17 protein-coding genes and 1 tRNA gene are annotated in these 15,202 nt (G+C 74.1%); 8 read left to right on the plus strand and 10 right to left on the minus strand.

The features are described 5' to 3' along the window. Positions 1-59 precede the first annotated feature (59 nt). Both ACFXHB_RS26055 and ACFXHB_RS26060 read right to left on the minus strand, forming a co-directional pair. Positions 60-470: a VOC family protein gene (locus tag ACFXHB_RS26055; protein WP_380577048.1), complete on the minus strand. Its 411-nt coding sequence runs from the start codon at positions 468-470 to the stop codon at positions 60-62. A 228-nt stretch (positions 471-698) separates the two neighbouring features. Continuing rightward, positions 699-782: transfer RNA gene (locus ACFXHB_RS26060), tRNA-Leu, on the minus strand. A gap of 53 nt (positions 783-835) precedes the next feature. On the opposite strand from ACFXHB_RS26060, the gene ACFXHB_RS26065 reads away from it, so the two are divergent. Continuing rightward, complete coding sequence (locus ACFXHB_RS26065; RefSeq protein WP_380577049.1) at positions 836-1,060, plus strand: hypothetical protein; 225 nt, start codon at positions 836-838, stop codon at positions 1,058-1,060. 223 nt (positions 1,061-1,283) lie between these two features. Here ACFXHB_RS26065 and ACFXHB_RS26070 read toward each other — a convergent pair whose 3' ends face one another. Next, positions 1,284-1,739 (minus strand): Lrp/AsnC family transcriptional regulator, encoded by a 456-nt coding sequence (locus ACFXHB_RS26070; protein WP_380577050.1) that lies wholly within the window; start codon positions 1,737-1,739, stop codon positions 1,284-1,286. A 63-nt stretch (positions 1,740-1,802) separates the two neighbouring features. Here ACFXHB_RS26070 and ACFXHB_RS26075 point away from each other — a divergent pair, with 63 nt between their 5' ends. Together ACFXHB_RS26075 and ACFXHB_RS26080 are read left to right on the plus strand one after the other, a co-directional pair. Continuing rightward, a complete protein-coding gene (locus ACFXHB_RS26075; RefSeq protein ID WP_380577051.1) occupies positions 1,803-2,588 on the plus strand; it encodes an AzlC family ABC transporter permease in 786 nt (261 codons plus the stop codon). Beyond that, positions 2,581-2,916, plus strand: a complete 336-nt coding sequence (locus ACFXHB_RS26080; RefSeq protein WP_380577052.1) for a branched-chain amino acid transporter permease — start codon at positions 2,581-2,583, stop codon at positions 2,914-2,916. Before ACFXHB_RS26075 ends, ACFXHB_RS26080 begins: the two co-directional genes overlap by 8 nt. 90 nt (positions 2,917-3,006) lie before the next feature. Here the strand turns inward: ACFXHB_RS26080 and ACFXHB_RS26085 are convergent, their stop codons facing one another. The 3 genes from ACFXHB_RS26085 to ACFXHB_RS26095 form a co-directional block, all read right to left on the minus strand. Next, positions 3,007-3,510, minus strand: a complete 504-nt coding sequence (locus tag ACFXHB_RS26085) for a cupin domain-containing protein (protein WP_380577053.1) — start codon at positions 3,508-3,510, stop codon at positions 3,007-3,009. 186 nt (positions 3,511-3,696) lie between these two features. Next, a complete protein-coding gene (locus ACFXHB_RS26090; RefSeq protein ID WP_380577054.1) occupies positions 3,697-4,506 on the minus strand; it encodes an ABC transporter permease in 810 nt (269 codons plus the stop codon). Continuing rightward, a complete protein-coding gene (locus ACFXHB_RS26095) occupies positions 4,506-5,423 on the minus strand; it encodes an ATP-binding cassette domain-containing protein (protein ID WP_380577055.1) in 918 nt (305 codons plus the stop codon). Before ACFXHB_RS26095 ends, ACFXHB_RS26090 begins: the two co-directional genes overlap by 1 nt. Positions 5,424-5,555: 132 nt before the next feature. Between ACFXHB_RS26095 and ACFXHB_RS26100 the strand changes: the two genes are divergently transcribed. The 3 genes from ACFXHB_RS26100 (at position 5,556) to ACFXHB_RS26110 (ending at position 9,145) form a co-directional block, all read left to right on the plus strand. Further along, on the plus strand, positions 5,556-6,809 hold the full coding sequence (locus ACFXHB_RS26100; protein ID WP_380577056.1) for a sensor histidine kinase: 1,254 nt from the start codon (positions 5,556-5,558) through the stop codon (positions 6,807-6,809). Continuing rightward, a complete protein-coding gene (locus tag ACFXHB_RS26105; RefSeq protein WP_380577057.1) occupies positions 6,806-7,483 on the plus strand; it encodes a response regulator in 678 nt (225 codons plus the stop codon). Before ACFXHB_RS26100 ends, ACFXHB_RS26105 begins: the two co-directional genes overlap by 4 nt. A 282-nt stretch (positions 7,484-7,765) precedes the next feature. Continuing rightward, positions 7,766-9,145: an erythromycin esterase family protein gene (locus ACFXHB_RS26110; protein ID WP_380577058.1), complete on the plus strand. Its 1,380-nt coding sequence runs from the start codon at positions 7,766-7,768 to the stop codon at positions 9,143-9,145. A 227-nt stretch (positions 9,146-9,372) separates the two neighbouring features. Here ACFXHB_RS26110 and ACFXHB_RS26115 read toward each other — a convergent pair whose 3' ends face one another. Beyond that, on the minus strand, positions 9,373-10,347 hold the full coding sequence (locus ACFXHB_RS26115) for a GlxA family transcriptional regulator (RefSeq protein WP_380577059.1): 975 nt from the start codon (positions 10,345-10,347) through the stop codon (positions 9,373-9,375). A 133-nt stretch (positions 10,348-10,480) separates the two neighbouring features. On the opposite strand from ACFXHB_RS26115, the gene ACFXHB_RS26120 reads away from it, so the two are divergent. Next, complete coding sequence (locus tag ACFXHB_RS26120) at positions 10,481-11,551, plus strand: hypothetical protein (RefSeq protein WP_380577060.1); 1,071 nt, start codon at positions 10,481-10,483, stop codon at positions 11,549-11,551. 133 nt (positions 11,552-11,684) lie between these two features. Further along, positions 11,685-12,302: a cysteine hydrolase family protein gene (locus ACFXHB_RS26125; RefSeq protein ID WP_380577061.1), complete on the plus strand. Its 618-nt coding sequence runs from the start codon at positions 11,685-11,687 to the stop codon at positions 12,300-12,302. A gap of 54 nt (positions 12,303-12,356) precedes the next feature. On the opposite strand, the gene ACFXHB_RS26130 is transcribed toward ACFXHB_RS26125, so the two are convergent. From ACFXHB_RS26130 to ACFXHB_RS26140, 3 genes are all read right to left on the minus strand, one after another. Next, entirely contained in the window at positions 12,357-12,881 is a 525-nt protein-coding gene (locus tag ACFXHB_RS26130; protein WP_380577062.1) for a hypothetical protein, read from the minus strand. A 219-nt stretch (positions 12,882-13,100) separates the two neighbouring features. Continuing rightward, complete coding sequence (locus ACFXHB_RS26135; protein WP_380577063.1) at positions 13,101-14,525, minus strand: hypothetical protein; 1,425 nt, start codon at positions 14,523-14,525, stop codon at positions 13,101-13,103. 107 nt (positions 14,526-14,632) lie between these two features. Continuing rightward, entirely contained in the window at positions 14,633-15,151 is a 519-nt protein-coding gene (locus tag ACFXHB_RS26140) for a DinB family protein (protein ID WP_380577064.1), read from the minus strand. Positions 15,152-15,202 lie beyond the last annotated feature (51 nt).

Here is a 15,202-nt window from a genome sequence, read left to right on the forward strand (position 1 = left end):
GGTGCCGCCTCGGTGGGCACCCCGGCCGCTCGGCGGTGCGGGTTGCCGGCCCGCCGGACTCAGCGCACCTGCTGGATCCGGACCAGGTTGCCCGCGGGGTCGCGGAAGGCGCAGTCGCGGACGCCGTACGGCTGGTCGGTCGGCTCCTGGACCACCTCGGTGTCACCGGCCTGCACCTTCTCGAAGGTGGCGTCGAGGTCCGAAGTGGCCAGCAGGATCCAGCCGTAGGTGCCCTTGGCCATCATCTCGGCGATCGTGCGCCGCTCGTCCTCGGTGATCCCGGGATCGACGGCGGGCGGCGCCAGCAGGATCGACGTGCCGGGCTGACCGGCCGGGCCGACCGTGATCCACCGCATCCGGCCCTGCCCCACATCGCTGCGGACCTCGAAACCGAGGACGTCGCGGTAGAAGGCGACCGACGCGTCCGGGTCGTCGTGCGGGAGAACGGTCGTGTGAATGGTGATGTCCATGGGTCGGCAGGCTAGACGCGACTCCGTGAGCCGCGCTTCTCGAATCCTGCTCGATCCGGACGTGTCGGACCGTTCACCGCCAGGTCGGCCGGAGCCGCGTAGCTACCGCGACAGCGGCCCCTGAGCCGACCCCGTCCCCGCGCGCTGCCCGTTCCCGGACAGCGAAGAGGCCGGTCGGGCCGACGTTCTGTCGGTCCGACCGGCCTCATCCGGTCCGAAGACCACATGTGCGCGAGGGGGGAGTTGAACCCCCACGCCCTTTCGGGCACTGGAACCTGAATCCAGCGCGTCTGCCTATTCCGCCACCCGCGCATCTGGGTGATGAGGTAAATCGTAGCCCATTGGCGGGGGTGCTCCGCACCAGGTTGAGGCGCAGGCCGCGGACGCCGGACGAGGTGCTCCACGACCCGGTCACCCAGCCCGCCCGAGAGGCGGCCGTGCTCCGCGCCGTCCTCGTCGAGGTGGCCGCGGTCGAGATCGGTGACGGTGACGGAGCGCGCCGGGTGGCCTCCTTCTCGTCAACGGGCCTGCGGAGCGCCGGGGTCGCGGCCCACGGGCGGGCGGCATCGGCGAGTTCGTCCGGGCGCTGATCGCTCCCGCGCCCGGGGCCACCGCGTCCGCCTTCGGGCGGGTGCGGGATGTCGTCGCCGTCTGACCGCGGCGGCGACCCGGCGCACTCGTCGCTCTCCTCGCACCGGATTCCCTCCAAGGTGGGGTTTGGCTCAACCGATCGGCCGCGGTGCGCCGATACCCCGTCCGACGAAAGTCCCGGACGGGGTGGCGGCGCTGAGGGCCGTCACCCCGCCCGCGTCCTCAGTCGCCCTTGATCTTCTTCATGGTCAGGTGGGAGTCCACCCGCGTGACGGCCGGCAGTCCCATCAGCCGGCCGGTGAGGAAGGTCTCGTAGGCGGCGTGGTCCACCACCGCGACGCGGACGAAGTAGTCGGGGCGGCCGAAGAGCCGGCGGAATTCGACCACCTCCGGATAGGAGGCCACCGTCGTCTCGAACTCCTCCACCGTCTGGAGGTCGTTGACGCCGATCTCGACCGCGACCACCACCTCGAAGCCGCGACCGGCGGCCGCCGGGTCGATGCGGGCCCGGTAGCCGGCGATGATGCCCGCGTCCTCCAGGCGCTTCACCCGGCGCAGGCAGGGCGGCGGCGTGAGGCCGACCCGCCTGGCCAGCTCCACATTGGTCAGCCGGCCGTCCTGACTCAGGTGGAACAAAATGTCACGATCGATGCCGTCCAGCACGTCTTTGTTGCTCATAGGGCGACTCCAGGGCAATGATTGGAAACCATATTACCGTGAATTCGTCCTAGAATTTCTGGTATGGATTCCCCGTCCGCCGGAACGCTCGCGCGCCCCGGCTCACCTCCCCCACCCACCCCCGCGACCGCACCCTCCACACCCTCCGCTCGGGCCGACCTGGTCGCGGCGGCGAGGGATTCCAGCTCGGTGGGCCTGGCCCTCGTCCCGCTCGGCATCGCCTTCGGCGTGCTCGTCGCCCACGCCGGTCTCCAGTGGTGGTGGGCCACCGCCTTCACGGCCCTGGTCTACGCCGGGTCGCTGGAGTTCCTGCTGCTCGGGCTCGTCGTCGCCGTGGCCCCGCTCGCGCAGATCGCGCTCACCGCCTTCCTGGTCAACTTCCGACACGTGTTCTACGCGCTGTCCTTCCCCCTGCACCGGGTGCGGAGCGGGCTCGGCAAGGCGTACAGCACCTTCGGGATGACGGACGAGGCCTACGCGCTGACCACCGGCGCCGACGCCCGGTCCTGGAGCGGCCGGCGGATCATCTGGCTCCAAGTGCTCTGCCAGGCCTACTGGGTGGCCGGCGGCACCGCCGGCGCGCTGTTCGGGGCGCTGGTGCCCGCGCGGCTGGTCGGTCTGGACTTCGCGCTGACCGCCCTGTTCGTCGTCCTGACGATCGACGCCTACCGCGCGCGGCGTGACATCCCCACTCCGGTGCTGGCCCTGGTCTGCGCGCTCACCGCGCGTTTCGTCCTCCCCGGCCAACTGCTGCTCGCCGCCACCGGCCTGTTCACCGCGGCCCTGCTGGCCCGGTACGCCCTCGCGCGGCACGGCACGCCCGCCGGGAAGGAGCCGTCCCGTGCCTGACACGCCCTACCTGCTCGCGGCCATCGGCGTCTCGACCGCCGTCACCTGGGGGCTGCGCGCACTGCCCTTCGCCGCGCTCGCCCCGCTGCGGGCCAGTGCCGTGCTCCACTACCTGAGCGTGCGCATGCCGGTCGGCGTGATGGTGATCCTGACCGTCTACTCGCTGCGCGAACTCCCCCTCGCCGATCCGTTCCGCACCGCGCCCACCGCCCTCGCCCTGGCCGCCACACTGGGCCTGCACCTGTGGCGGCGCAACGCCGTGCTGAGCATCCTGGGCGGCACCGCCGTGCACGTCGTGCTCGCCAGCGCGGTCTTCGCCCGCTCCTGACCGGCCCACCCCTGACCGGCCCACCCCTGACCGCTCCGCTCCGGGCCGACCCGCCACGGAACCCGCTCCCCGGACCGACGTCACCCGCCCCTACTTCTGCGCGGCGGCCGTCTCCAGCGCGGCGCGCCACCGCGGGCTGTCGACGTAGTGGTTGTCGTACAGCTCCGAGGAGTCCTTGATCTCCTGCGGGCTCGCCTCGCCGCGCATCACCCGGCCGAGCAGGCGCAGGTAGTCGAAGCGGGGCATGCCGGGCGTGAAGACGAAGAGCACGTCGGCCTCGGAGCCGGGTGCGGCGGCGAAGGCGTGCGGGGTGTGCGGCGGGACGAGCAGGAAGTCGCCCGCTCCGAGGACCTCGACCTTGTCCCCGACCAGCACCTGAAGCTCGCCGCCGATCACGAAGAACAGCTCCGAGGCCCGGGTGTGGAAGTGGGCCGGAGCCCCGACGGCGCCCTTGGCGAAGGTCGAGCGGTAGCTGGTGATCGGGCTGCCGTCGGTGCCGCAGTCGGCCAGCAGGGTCATCACGCTGCTCGGGTCGCTGGTGGTCTCGGCGGTGGCGGCACGGGTCAGGACCGGCTTCTGGGTGGCGGTGTTCATCGTGGTGACTCCTCGTCGAGCGGTGGCCCCCGGTCTCTCGCCGTGGCCTTGTGTCCACCACTCTAGGAGGCCAAGAGACCGACTCAACGGTGCATTTGACTATCAGTTTCGTGGGTCAATTTTCGCCCACCCGCACGACCCGCGCCGGCACCCCTACCGCGCCTCGCACCCGCCCCGAAGACCCGTTCACACATCCCGGCGCCGGACCACGAGTACGGCGAGCGCGATCGTGACCAGCGGCCAGAGCGCGTACACGAGCCAGCAGCCGGGCACGGTCGCGGTGTACGCGAGCGAGTCGGGATCCGGCTCCCAGGACTGGACCAGGCGGTGCCAGGCGGACGACACCAGCGCGTGCTTGAGGTCCGCCGACCAGCGGTTGCTCTCCGAGAACATGGTGGGCAGCATCAGCAGGACGAAGACGCCGGTGACCACCGTCCCGGCGGCGTGCCGGAGCAGCACACCGAGCCCCAGGCCGACCACGGCGCAGACCGGAGCCAGCAAGGCGGACGCCGCCAGCGCCCGGAACACCCCGGGATGGGTGATCGGAACGCCGGCGTGGCGCCCGTCCAGGACGGCCTGGGAGACCAGGAAGGACCCGAGGGCCGCGACCGTGCCGACCACGGTCCACAGCGCGGCGGTGACGGCCGCCTTGGCCAGCACGACCGAGCCGCGGGCCGGAACGGCCGCCGTGGTGGTGCGGATCAGCCCGCTGCCGTACTCGCTCACCACGGTGAGGGCGCCCATGGTGGCGGCGACGAGGATCAACGTCCAGTAGCCGGCGGGCGGGTAGGCGTCGTAGGCCAGGAAGTCGGCGCCGGACCCCGCTTCCTTGTCCGCCAGGGCGGCCGCAGCGGCGGACCCGATGACGAACAGGACGGTGAGTCCGATCACCCACGGGGTGGAACGCAGCGACCGTGTCTTGATCCACTCGGCGGCAGCGAGATCGTCGAAGCGGGCGGCCGGGGTGGTCCGGTGAACGGGGGCGAGCGTGGTCATCAGAGCTGTCCTGCCAGGTATTCGGTGCTGTCGGCGGTGAGTTCCATGAAGGCCGCCTCCAGCGAGGCGGTCCGGGTGGTCAGTTCGTCCAGCCGGATGCCGTGCTCGAAGGCGAGCGCTCCGATCCGGTCGGCCGGGAGCCCGGTCACGGTGAGCTTCTCGGCCCCCGCCGAACCCTCCGGCTCGACCGCGGCGCCCGCCGCGGTCAGCACGGCCACCAGCTCGGCGGCCTGCGGAGTCCCGACCACGACACTGCCACGGTTGCCGCGGGCCGCGAAGTCCCGCACCGACTCGGCGGCGATGAGGCGGCCGCGGCCGATGACGACCAGTTGGTCGGCGGTGTTCTCCATCTCCGACATCAGATGGCTGGAGAGGAAGACCGTGCGCCCCTCGGCGGCCAGACGGCGGAAGAGCCGGCGCACCCAGAGCACACCCTCCGGGTCCATGCCGTTGATCGGCTCGTCGAACATGAGCACCGGCGGGTCGCCGAGCAGGGCGGTGGCGATGCCCAGCCGCTGCTTCATGCCGAGGGAGAATCCGCCGACGCGACGCTTCGCCACCTCGGCCAGCCCCACCTCCTGGAGCACCTCGTCGACCCGGCGCGGCGGGATGCCGTTACTGCGGGCCAGGGCGGACAGGTGGGCCGCGGCGCTGCGTCCGCCGTGGACCTGTCCGGCGTCGAGGAGGGCCCCGACGTGCCGCAGTCCGCGTGAGTGACGGTGGAAGGGGACGCCGCCGACGGTGGCGGTCCCGGCGGTGGGCGTGTCCAGCCCGAGGATCATCCGCAGGGTGGTGGACTTGCCGGCGCCGTTGGGGCCGAGGAAGCCGGTGACCTGGCCCGGCCGCACGGTGAAGGACACGTGGTCGACGGCCGTCCTGCGGCCGTAGCGCTTGGTGAGTTCGTTGACTTCGATCACGACGGCAACCCTGCCGGGACTCCCCCCGTCCGGGCATCGGGCCGTGGGCGGCACCTCGCGTGCCGCGATCGGCCCGGGGGCGTACACCCCCGGGCCGATGTCGCGCGGGCGGCGGCTGGCTAGCCTCGCGGCATGGACATCACAGCGACCACCGCCCCGCCACCTGCGGGTCTCCCCTCGTCCCCGCCCTCGCGGAGGGCCGGGATCCCGCTCCCGGGAACGCAGGCCACGGCCTGGGGCGGGGCCGTGCTGTACCTCCTGGCGGTCGGTCTGCTGGTGGGGGGCGCGCCGCGGGCCTCGGGCACCGTCCACGGCATCGGGGCCATGCTGTCGGTGACCCTGCTCGTCGGCCTGCTCCGCCGGTGGCCGCTGCTGACCCTGGTGACGGCCCACCTCGGGTCCGCCCTCGTGGTGGTCGGCACGCCGGGCACCCTCGGGGCGCCGCTGTCGGCGTCCTACCAGAGCCAGTTCCTCTCCTTCCTGGCGATGGACGCCCTGCTGGCCTTCATCGTCGCCACCGCCGCCCGGCGGACCTCGGGCGTCGCCGTCGCCGTGTCCTTCGTCGCCCAGCTCCTGATGGTCGGCGGCTTCGCGCACGGGGACGGCCTGACCGTCAACGCCGTGATCGCCCTCCTCGCGATGGCCGCCGCCTGCATGGTCGGCCTGCTGAGCCGCGAGCGCCGCGAGCACGCGGTGGCGCTGCGCTCGCAGGAGGTGGCCGAGGCCGTGACCGCCGAACGGGTGCGGATCGCCAGGGAGTTGCACGACATGGTCGCGCACAGCATCGGCATCATCGCCGTCCAGGCCGGCATGGGGAGCCGGGTGATCGAGACCCAGCCCGCCGAGGCCCGGGAGGCCCTGCGGGCCATCGAGGCCACCAGCCGGGAGACGCTGGCGGGCCTGCGGCGAACGCTGGTGGCGCTCCGTCAGGCCGACCCGGGGGCGGCCGACTCGACGCGGGCACCGCGCGCGCCCGCGCCGGGTCTGGCGGACCTCGAACGGCTGGCGGCGGCGACCGCGGACGCGGGCGTGCACGTCGACCTGCGCATCGGCGGGGAGCGGCGCCCGCTGCCGGCCGACATCGACCTGTCCGCCTACCGTATCGTCCAGGAGGCGCTGACCAACGTGGTCCGCCACGCGGGCACCGGGCACTGCCGGGTGTCGGTCGACTTCGGGGACGAGGAACTGTCGGTGGAGATCGTCGACGACGGACGGGGCGCCGCCGCGAGCGGCTCGGCCCACGGCTTCGGGCTGGTGGGCATGCGGGAGCGGGTCGGCCTGCTGCACGGCCGACTGAGCGCCGGGCCGCGTCCCGAGGGCGGCTTCCGGGTGGTGGCGCGGGTGCCGCTGCCCGAGCCCGTCGCGGTGCCGGCGGCGGGCCGATGACCGTCCGCGTCCTGCTGGTCGACGACCAGCCGCTGCTGCGCTCCGGCCTGCGTGTGCTGATGGCCGACCACCCCGACCTGACGGTCGTCGGCGAGGCCGCCGACGGAGCCGAGGCGGTCCGGCTGGTCGGCGAACTGGGCCCGGACGTCGTGGTGATGGACATCCGGATGCCCGGGATGGACGGCATCGAGGCCACCCGTCTGATCACGGCCGGTCCGACCGCGGCGCGCGTCCTCGTCCTGACCACCTTCGACGAGGACGACCACGTCTACGACGCGCTCCGGGCCGGTGCGAGCGGCTTCCTGGTCAAGGACATGGCGCTGGACGACATCCTCGGGGCGGTCCGGGTGGTCGCGGCCGGCGACGCGCTGATCGCCCCGGGCGTGACGCGCCGCCTGATCGCCGACTTCGTCGGACGCCCGGGAGCGGCCGGCTCCGGGGCCGTCCCGGGAGGCTCGCCGCGGCCGATCGAGGGCATCACCGAGCGGGAGCGGGAAGTCCTGACGCTGGTCGGGCGCGGCCGTTCGAACGCCGAGATCGCGGAGGACCTGTTCATCACGGTCGCCACCGCCAAGTCGCACGTGTCGCGGCTGTTCGCCAAGCTGGGCGCCCGGGACCGGGTCCAGCTCGTGATCACCGCCTACGAGGCGGGACTCGTCACACCGACGCGGTGAGCGACCGACCGGACCGGGCGGGCGTCGGGGCCCGGGGTTCCCGCCGCATCCCCGCCGCATCCCGGCCGCATCCCCGCCGTGCCCCGCGCGGACGGCCCGCCGGTGCCCGGCCGGACGGGCACCGGCGGCTGCCCTTCCCGGCCCCCTCCGGCTGCCCTCCCGCCACCGTTCCGACGGGGGGCGTCCCCCCGATGAATTCGGAGGCTTCCCGCAGCGCGTGACCATGGAATCGCAGGTGATGATCGATTCCACACGCCGATAGGGACATTGAGGGGTCGAAACATGACGAACAGTCGAAAGCACGTCGGCCGACGAGGGCTGTTGATCACGGCCGGTGTCGCCCTGGGGGCGCTGCTCGCCCCCGTCGCGGCCCAGGCCGCACCCGCCGGCCCGGCGGACACGACGGACACGGCGACCGCCACGGGCGGGCCGCGGAGCCCGGTCCGCGCGCTGGAGCGGGCGGCCCACCCGCTGCGCTCGACCGAACCCGGCGGGAACACCGCCGACCTGCGCGCCCTGGGCACGATGATCGGTGACGCCCGGGTGGTCGGCCTCGGCGAGGCCACCCACGGCTCGCACGAGTTCTTCGCCATGAAGGAGCGGCTGTTCCGCTACCTCGTCGAGGAGAAGGGCTTCACCACCTTCGCCCTCGAACTGAGCTGGTCCGCGGGCCTCCGGATCGACGACTACCTGCAGACCGGCAAGGGCGGCGACGCCCGCAGCGTCGCCAAGGCCACCCTCGCCAACTCCCCTTGGGACCGCGAGGAGTTCGTCAGCCTCATCGAGTGGATGCGTGACTACAACCGGCGCCACCCCGGCCGGACGGTGCACTTCATGGGCGACGACCTCGGCGCCCCCTCCCTCGACGACGCCTTCTTCGCCCGGATCACCGACTACGTCCGGCAGCACCACCCGCAGGCCCTCGCGCGGCTCGACGAGCTCTACACCGGCCTGCGCCCGATCGACGACGCCTTCGCCTACCTGCGCAAGCCCCTCGCGGAGCGCCGGCAGCTCGCCGCGCGCGCCCAGCAGGCCCTGGAGCTGGTGAGCGGCCTGCGCGGCTCCGGCGGGGAGGCCTTCGAGTGGGCCGAGCAGAACGCCCGCTCCGTCGCCCAGACCACCGCGTTCCTCACCGCGGACCCCGACGACCGGGAGGCGCTGCCCGGCTTCGAGCGGTTCCGCGACGAGGTGATGGCGCAGAACGTCGCCTGGTGGCAGAAGCGCACCGGCCACAAGGTGCTGGTGTCGGCCCACAACGACCACGTCGCCTACGCCTCCGGCGACCCCGGGCTGTACCCGAAGACCCAGGGGGCCTTCCTGCGCGAGACGTTCGGCCGCGGCTACCTCCCGATCGGGTTCACCTTCTACCAGGGCTCGTTCCTGTCCAAGGACACCGCGATCGGCGGCGACTGGAAGAAGTTCACCGAAGGTCCCCCCGGGACCGGGCTGAACGAGTACACCCTCGACCAGGTCCGCCTGCGGGACTTCTACCTGGACACCCGCACCGCGCCGGCCGCCGCGAAGGCCTGGCTGAAGGTCCCCCGGCCGACCCGCAGTTACGGCACCCAGGCGCCCGTCCCGCCCGGCACCCTCGCGCTCGCCACGTCCTTCGACGTCCTGATCCACCTCCACCGGATCCGGGAGTCGGACAAGACGCCGTAGGCACCGACGAGTGGGGCGGGCGGCCCACCCGCCGCCCGCCCGCTCCCGTGGTGCACTGGCCCGACCAGGGACGGTGCCGCCACCCGCGTCGACGGCCACCGCTCCCACGGGTGCACCAGCGCCTCGCTGCCCGGCGGCGCCGGGTACCTCGTGGTGACCGCCCCGGACGCCCACTGGGCGGTCGCCGCCGACCTCGCCCTGCGCGGGGCCGGCGACCCGCCCCCGCCCTAGCCGGTCCGGTCCCGGTCCTCCTCGCGCCCCCGGAAGGCCCGGCGGTACTCGCGCGGGGCGACCCCGACCCGGGCCACGAAGGCGGGCCGCAGGGAGACCGCCGCGCCGAACCCGCACCGGACCGCCACCGCGTCCACCGGCAGGTCCGTCTCCTCCAGCAACCGCTGGGCCAGCAGCACCCGTTGCTCCAACAGCCAGCGCAGCGGCGTGGTGCCGGTCGCCCCGACGAAGCGGCGTGCGAACGAACGCTCCGACATCACCGCCAGCGCGGCCATCCCGCGGACCGTCCACGGGGTGTCGAGCGCGGCCAGGATCTCGGCACGGACCCGGGCCAGGGCGTCGCCGCCGGCGTCCTCGGGGACCGGCGACGGGATGAACTGGGCCTGGCCGCCCGCCCGGAAGGGCGCGGTGACCATCGCGCGGGCGATCGTGGCGGCGGCCTGCTGACCGTGCGCCGCGCGGACCAGGTGCAGGCACAGGTCGATCCCGGCCGCCACCCCGGCGGAGGTCCACAGCTCACCCTCCCCGGTGAAGAGCACCTCCGGGCGGACGTCCACCGCCGGGAAGCTCCGGGCCAGTTCGGCGGCGAGCGCCCAGTGGGTCGTGGCGGTCCGGCCGTCCAGCAGGCCGGCCTCCGCGAGCACGAAGGCGCCCGCGCAGAGCGCGGCGACCGTGGCGCCCCGCCCGTGGGCGTCGCGCAGCGCGGCGAGCACCGCCGGGTCGCGCGCCTCGTGCACCCGCTCCACCCCCGGGACGATGACCAGATCGCACTCCCGGAGCATCTCCAGGCCGAAGTCCGGCACCCGCTCCAGGCCGCCGTCGAGCCGCACCCGGGCGCCCCGCGGCCCGCAGACCCGCAGCTCGAAACCGGGCAGCCCGGGCCGGCTGACCCGGTTCGACCACACCTCCCCGATCACCGCGTAGTCGAACGCCCGCACGCCGTCGAAGATCAGGCAACCCACAGTCCGCATGGCCGCAATCTAGGACGGCCGGTCCGGACGGGACGCTCCGGGGCCGCCCGCCGGGCGGGCACCAGCCGGCCGGTCGCCCCGGAGTTCGACGAACCCGCCCCGCACCGGGCGCCGTTGCGGGTACGGTCGCGCGATGAGCACAGTACTGATCATCGGTGTCGGTGACGTGGGACAGCGGCTCGCCCTGGGCCTCGCGGCCGGCGGCCGGGTCCGGCGGCTGGTCCTGGCCGGACGCTCCACGGCCGGGGTCCGGGAGAGCGCCGCGGTCGTCGCCGCCACGGCCGACTGCCTGGTGGAGCCGGTGGTTCTGGACGCGCTCCGGCAGGACGACATCGCCGACCTGCTGCGCCGCACCGCCCCCGACCTCGTCGTCCAGTGCGCCGCGCTCCAGGGGCCGTGGGCCCTCGCGGGCCGGGAGGACGACCCCCGGGTGCGCGGCGTGCTCGACGCCGGGCTGGGGCTCCGGCTCCCCTACCAGCTGCCCGTCGTGCTCGCCGTGATGAGGGCCGTCCGGGCCGCCGGTTGGACCGGGCCGGTGGCCAACCTGTCCTTCCCCGACGTGACCGGGCCGGTACTCGAACGCCTGGGGCTCGCGCCCACGCTCGGGCTCGGCAACGCCGGCATGGTGCTCCTGCGGGCCCGCGCGGCGCTGCGCGCGGCCCGGCCCGAGGGCGACCTGCCCCTGATCCGCGTGCTGGCGCAGCACGCGCAGGTCTTCGACGTCATGCGGTCGCGGGAGCCGGCCGATCCCGACGACCGCTGCCGGGTCTTCCTCGGGGAGGAGGGCCGGCGCGAGGACGCCTCCGCCTACCGGGCCCCCGCGCTGGCCCCGGGAGCCCGGTACAACCCGGTCACGGTGGCGTCCGCGCTGCCGGTGCTGGAGGCGTTGCTGCCCGGCGGGACACCGCTGCGCTGGTCGGTGCCCGCCCCGAACGGACTGCCCGGCGGGTACCCCGTACGCATCGCGGACGGGCGGGTGGCCCTGGACCTGCCGCCCGGACTCGACCTGGCCGAGGCGGTCGGCCACAACGAGCGGGCCGGCCGGCGCGACGGGGTGGCACGCGTCGACGCGGACGGGACGGTGCACTTCACCGAGGAGTGCCGGGCCGCCGTCGCGGACTTCGCGCCCGACCTCGCGCGGCCGCTGGCCGTCGCCGACCTGGCCGCGCGGGGCGCCCGGCTCGACGAGGTGCTGGCGCCCTGAGAGCGGCCACCGGCCGGGCCCGGCACCCGGGAACCGCGGACCGCCGCACCGGCGAACCGCCTGGCAGGAATCGATCGATGGGTGGCGGCAGCGCCCCTCACGACGGGTGCCCGGCCGACGGCACGCTGGACCCATGACGAACACCGCAGCCTTCGACGCCCCGCTCACCATCGACTCCGACGCCGTTCTCGTCGTCATCGACGTCCAGAAGGGCTTCGAGGACCACGCGTTCTGGGGCAGCCGGGACAACCCGTCGGCCGAGCGGCGGATCGGGGAGCTGATCGACACCTGGCAGGCCACCGACCGCCCGGTCGTCGTGGTGCAGCACGCCTCGAAGTCCGGGCCGCTGGTGCCGGGCACCCCGGGGTACGAGCTGAAGGACGTGGTCGCGCGGGTGCGGCCGGACCTGCACATCACCAAGCCGGTGAACAGCGCCTTCTACGGCACCCCCGACCTGGACGCCTGGCTCCGGGAGCGGGGCGCCCGGCAGGTGGTGATCGTCGGGATCATGACCAATGTGTGCAACGAGACGACGGCGCGGATGGCGGGCAACCTCGGGTACGACGCGATCTTCCCGACCGATGCCATGCACACCTTCGACATGGTCGGCCCGGACGGGGTGACCGTCCCGGCCGCCGAACTCGCCCGGGCCACCGCCACGGTGCTGCACGCGATGCGGTTCGCGAAGGTGGTCACCACCGGGGCCGTCCTGGCGGCGGCCACGACCGCATCGGCTGCGGCGATCGGTTGACCGGACGGCCCGGGCCGTCCGGTCGACCGGCTGGAGAGCCAGCGTGCCGGAGAGTCAGCCGATCAGCGCGCCGTAGGCCGTCCGCTCCACCGCGTTGAGCAGGACGACGCTCCGCCCCGGCCCGGTGGCCACCGCGTGGAGCCGGGCCAACGCCTCCGCCTCGGTGGGTAGTTCGAGCCCCAGGGCGGCAGCCGCCGCGTCCCGCTCGGCGAGCAGGCCGGGCTCGTCCTCCAGGTACTGCTCGGCCGCCTCGGCACTCTCCTCGGCCGTGAAGTCCGGGCAGTCCCGCCACCACGGCACGGTCAGCAGCAGCCGGACCAGCTCCGGCAGACCGATCGCCACCAGGGCGGCGCCGCCCTCGGAGTCGGCGTAGAGGACGGGCCGCTCCTCGCCGCCGGCCCCGCAGAAGAAGTAGGTGCCGCCCGCGCCGTCGCCCGCGATCGGCTCCAACGGCTCGCCGGAGGCCAGCACGACCTCCTCCACGTGCTCCGTCCGCCCGAGGTCGAAGTCGCCCGGCCAGAGCAGGAAGTCGGCGGCGACGGCGGTGGCCCGGACGGCGGCGAGCAGCGAGTACGTCATGCCCGCCACCCTAGGCGCCCGCGCCGACAGCCCGGGTCCGGCGGAACGGCCCGGCGGCGGCCCCTCACCCCACCCGCTCGGCCGGGGAGGCCTCCCAGGTCCGCGCAGGTCACCGGTCACGTGGTGGACGCCGTCCGCGTCCGGACGCCCGTCCCGGGTGAGCACCCGGACGTCGTGGCCGGCCGCGCGCGGCAGCGGCAGGACGTACCCGCCGGGGGCTCAGCCCTTCTTGGAGAGGAAGTCGTACGCGCCGGCCGCGACGTCGTCCAGGTACGGGCCGGCCTGGTACATCGGGTCACCGGTGTGCTTGCCCACCGAGACGTTGCTGACCAGCGCCGGCTTGCCGTCCTTGACGGCCAGCCAGCCGCCGCCGCTGGAGCCCGCGGTCATGGTGCAGCCGATGACCAGCATCGGCGGACGCGTGGGCTCGTACGACAGCCGGCCCGGCTTGCCGCTCTCGCAGCGGTTCAGCTCCATGCCGTCGTACGGCGGGGCGGCCGGGTACCCGTACTCGCTGATGCTCAGCTGGTCGCGCGGGGCGTTGAACCAGACCGGCACCGCACCTCCGACCGTCTCCTCCAGCGACTTGGCGCCGTCCGCGGGCTTCACCCGGACGATCGCGAAGTCGTAGTGGGTGGCCGCGTCGCCGGTCTTGCCGCCCTCGGCCTTCCACTGCGGGGAGGTCACGGCCTGCGTGGCGCCCCAGATGCCGAACGGCGCGTACTGGGACTCGTCCGCCTGCTTGCCGCCGCTCAGCGCGGCGTTGCTGTTGAAGGCCGGGATGAAGGTGATGTTGCTGTAGAACGAACCGCCCTTGCCCTGGTGGACGCAGTGGCCGGCCGTCCAGACCAGGTTGCTCTTGCCGGGGTGGGCCGGGTCGGCCACCACGGTCGCGGAGCACTGCGCGTGGTTCAGGCCGGCCGCGGCCGCCGGACCGGCGCCCGGCGCGTCGGCGAACAGCTTCCCGTGCACGGCGAGCTTGGTGTACGGGTGCTGCAGGGGTTGGGCGTTGACGGTCTTCGGCAGCGGGTCGTTGCCGTTGTCGGCCGGCTGCGCCGGCGGCTGGGCCGGCTGGGCGGACGGCTGCCCGGGCTGCGCGGGCGGCTGGGCCGGTGCCTGGGACGGCTGCTGCGGAGCCACGGGCGGCTGCGAAGGCTGCTTGGGCGGGGCCGGGGCCTGCGAGGCCGGCTGCTGGGTGCCGGACGCCTTCGGCGCCGCCGGCGTGGTCGGGTGCCCCGGCTGGGTAGGCTGGCCGGCCGGCGGCTTGGTGCCCGGCGCCGAGGTGGCGGGCCCGGGAGGCGACGGCTGGGCCGGGGCCGGGGCCTGGGTGCCCGCGGGCTGCGGGGCCGGCGGCGCGATCGGCTCGTCCGGCTTGGCCTGGAGCAGCTTCTCCAGGGTCCAGAAACCCTTGGTGGCGGCCGGGAGGGCGTAGTCCTTCGCCCACTTCTCCCAGTCCTCGAACTTCCACTTCTTCAGGTCGTCGAGATTGGACGGGAGGCCGAGATCGGGCGCGCCCGCCACGGCGGCGGAGTCGGCCGAGCTGTTGTCCGGCCCGCACGCCGAGGTGCCGAGCAGGGTGAGCGCGAGGACCGACGCCCCGAGAACGGCCCGAGCGGAACGCGTGGTTCTACCTGACGATGACATGAACTTCTGAATCCCCCTGTGTGAAAACGCGCGGCGCCGACAGAGCGGCGCCGCGGTGCGCGGGGGAGTATTCCACTGACCGTCAGGCGCGGGCGCACCCGCCCCCGCTACCGGCCGACCGCGCCGTCAAGCTGTTCACGAAGGATGTCGGCGTGACCGGCGTGCCGGCCGGTCTCCTCGATCATGTGGACCAACAGCCACCGCATGGACGGCGCAGGGGCGTTGGGGCGCAGCGAGCGAACGCCGGGCCGGTCGAGGTGACCGGCCGCGGCGGCGATCACCTCGTTGGCCCGGGCGATCGCGGCCCGGTAGTCGGCGACCGATCCGGCCACCGACTCGTCGCCGGGCGAGGGCGCGTCGTCGTCCCGCGGTTCGCCGCCCTCGCCGCGGTACGCCCAGAGGAACCAGTTGAGTTCGACCGCGGTGAGGTGCCGGACCAGCCAGAGCAGACTGGTGCCGGAGGCGACGCCGGGGCGGCGGGCGTCCTCGTCCGTGAGGCCGTCGGTCTTGCCGATGACGGCTTCGCGCAGGTAGTCGAGAAAGGTCAGCAGGGTGCTCGGTTCGTCGGCCTCGATGCCGGGCGGGCGGACGTCACTGGGCTTGCCGGCGGCGGTGGTGTCGGTCACATCCCCACCCTAGTGGCGCTGCGTCAGATCGGTTCCGGAGGAAGGAACCTC

Origin of the sequence: Kitasatospora sp. NPDC059327 (assembly GCF_042752535.1) — a bacterium.
Taxonomy (GTDB): domain Bacteria; phylum Actinomycetota; class Actinomycetes; order Streptomycetales; family Streptomycetaceae; genus Kitasatospora.

What these genes read in the sequence shown, in the direction of transcription:
- ACFXHB_RS26130 (WP_380577062.1), bottom strand. Translation starts at nt 12,881, where the DNA reads ATGACGTACTCGCTGCTCGCCGCCGTCCGGGCCACCGCCGTCGCCGCC.
- ACFXHB_RS26085 (WP_380577053.1), bottom strand. Translation starts at nt 3,510, where the DNA reads ATGAACACCGCCACCCAGAAGCCGGTCCTGACCCGTGCCGCCACCGCC.
- ACFXHB_RS26120 (WP_380577060.1), top strand. Translation starts at nt 10,481, where the DNA reads ATGAGCACAGTACTGATCATCGGTGTCGGTGACGTGGGACAGCGGCTC.
- ACFXHB_RS26135 (WP_380577063.1), bottom strand. Translation starts at nt 14,525, where the DNA reads ATGTCATCGTCAGGTAGAACCACGCGTTCCGCTCGGGCCGTTCTCGGG.
- ACFXHB_RS26115 (WP_380577059.1), bottom strand. Translation starts at nt 10,347, where the DNA reads ATGCGGACTGTGGGTTGCCTGATCTTCGACGGCGTGCGGGCGTTCGAC.
- ACFXHB_RS26055 (WP_380577048.1), bottom strand. Translation starts at nt 470, where the DNA reads ATGGACATCACCATTCACACGACCGTTCTCCCGCACGACGACCCGGAC.
- ACFXHB_RS26100 (WP_380577056.1), top strand. Translation starts at nt 5,556, where the DNA reads ATGGACATCACAGCGACCACCGCCCCGCCACCTGCGGGTCTCCCCTCG.
- ACFXHB_RS26125 (WP_380577061.1), top strand. Translation starts at nt 11,685, where the DNA reads ATGACGAACACCGCAGCCTTCGACGCCCCGCTCACCATCGACTCCGAC.
- ACFXHB_RS26105 (WP_380577057.1), top strand. Translation starts at nt 6,806, where the DNA reads ATGACCGTCCGCGTCCTGCTGGTCGACGACCAGCCGCTGCTGCGCTCC.
- ACFXHB_RS26110 (WP_380577058.1), top strand. Translation starts at nt 7,766, where the DNA reads ATGACGAACAGTCGAAAGCACGTCGGCCGACGAGGGCTGTTGATCACG.
- ACFXHB_RS26075 (WP_380577051.1), top strand. Translation starts at nt 1,803, where the DNA reads ATGGATTCCCCGTCCGCCGGAACGCTCGCGCGCCCCGGCTCACCTCCC.
- ACFXHB_RS26070 (WP_380577050.1), bottom strand. Translation starts at nt 1,739, where the DNA reads ATGAGCAACAAAGACGTGCTGGACGGCATCGATCGTGACATTTTGTTC.
- ACFXHB_RS26090 (WP_380577054.1), bottom strand. Translation starts at nt 4,506, where the DNA reads ATGACCACGCTCGCCCCCGTTCACCGGACCACCCCGGCCGCCCGCTTC.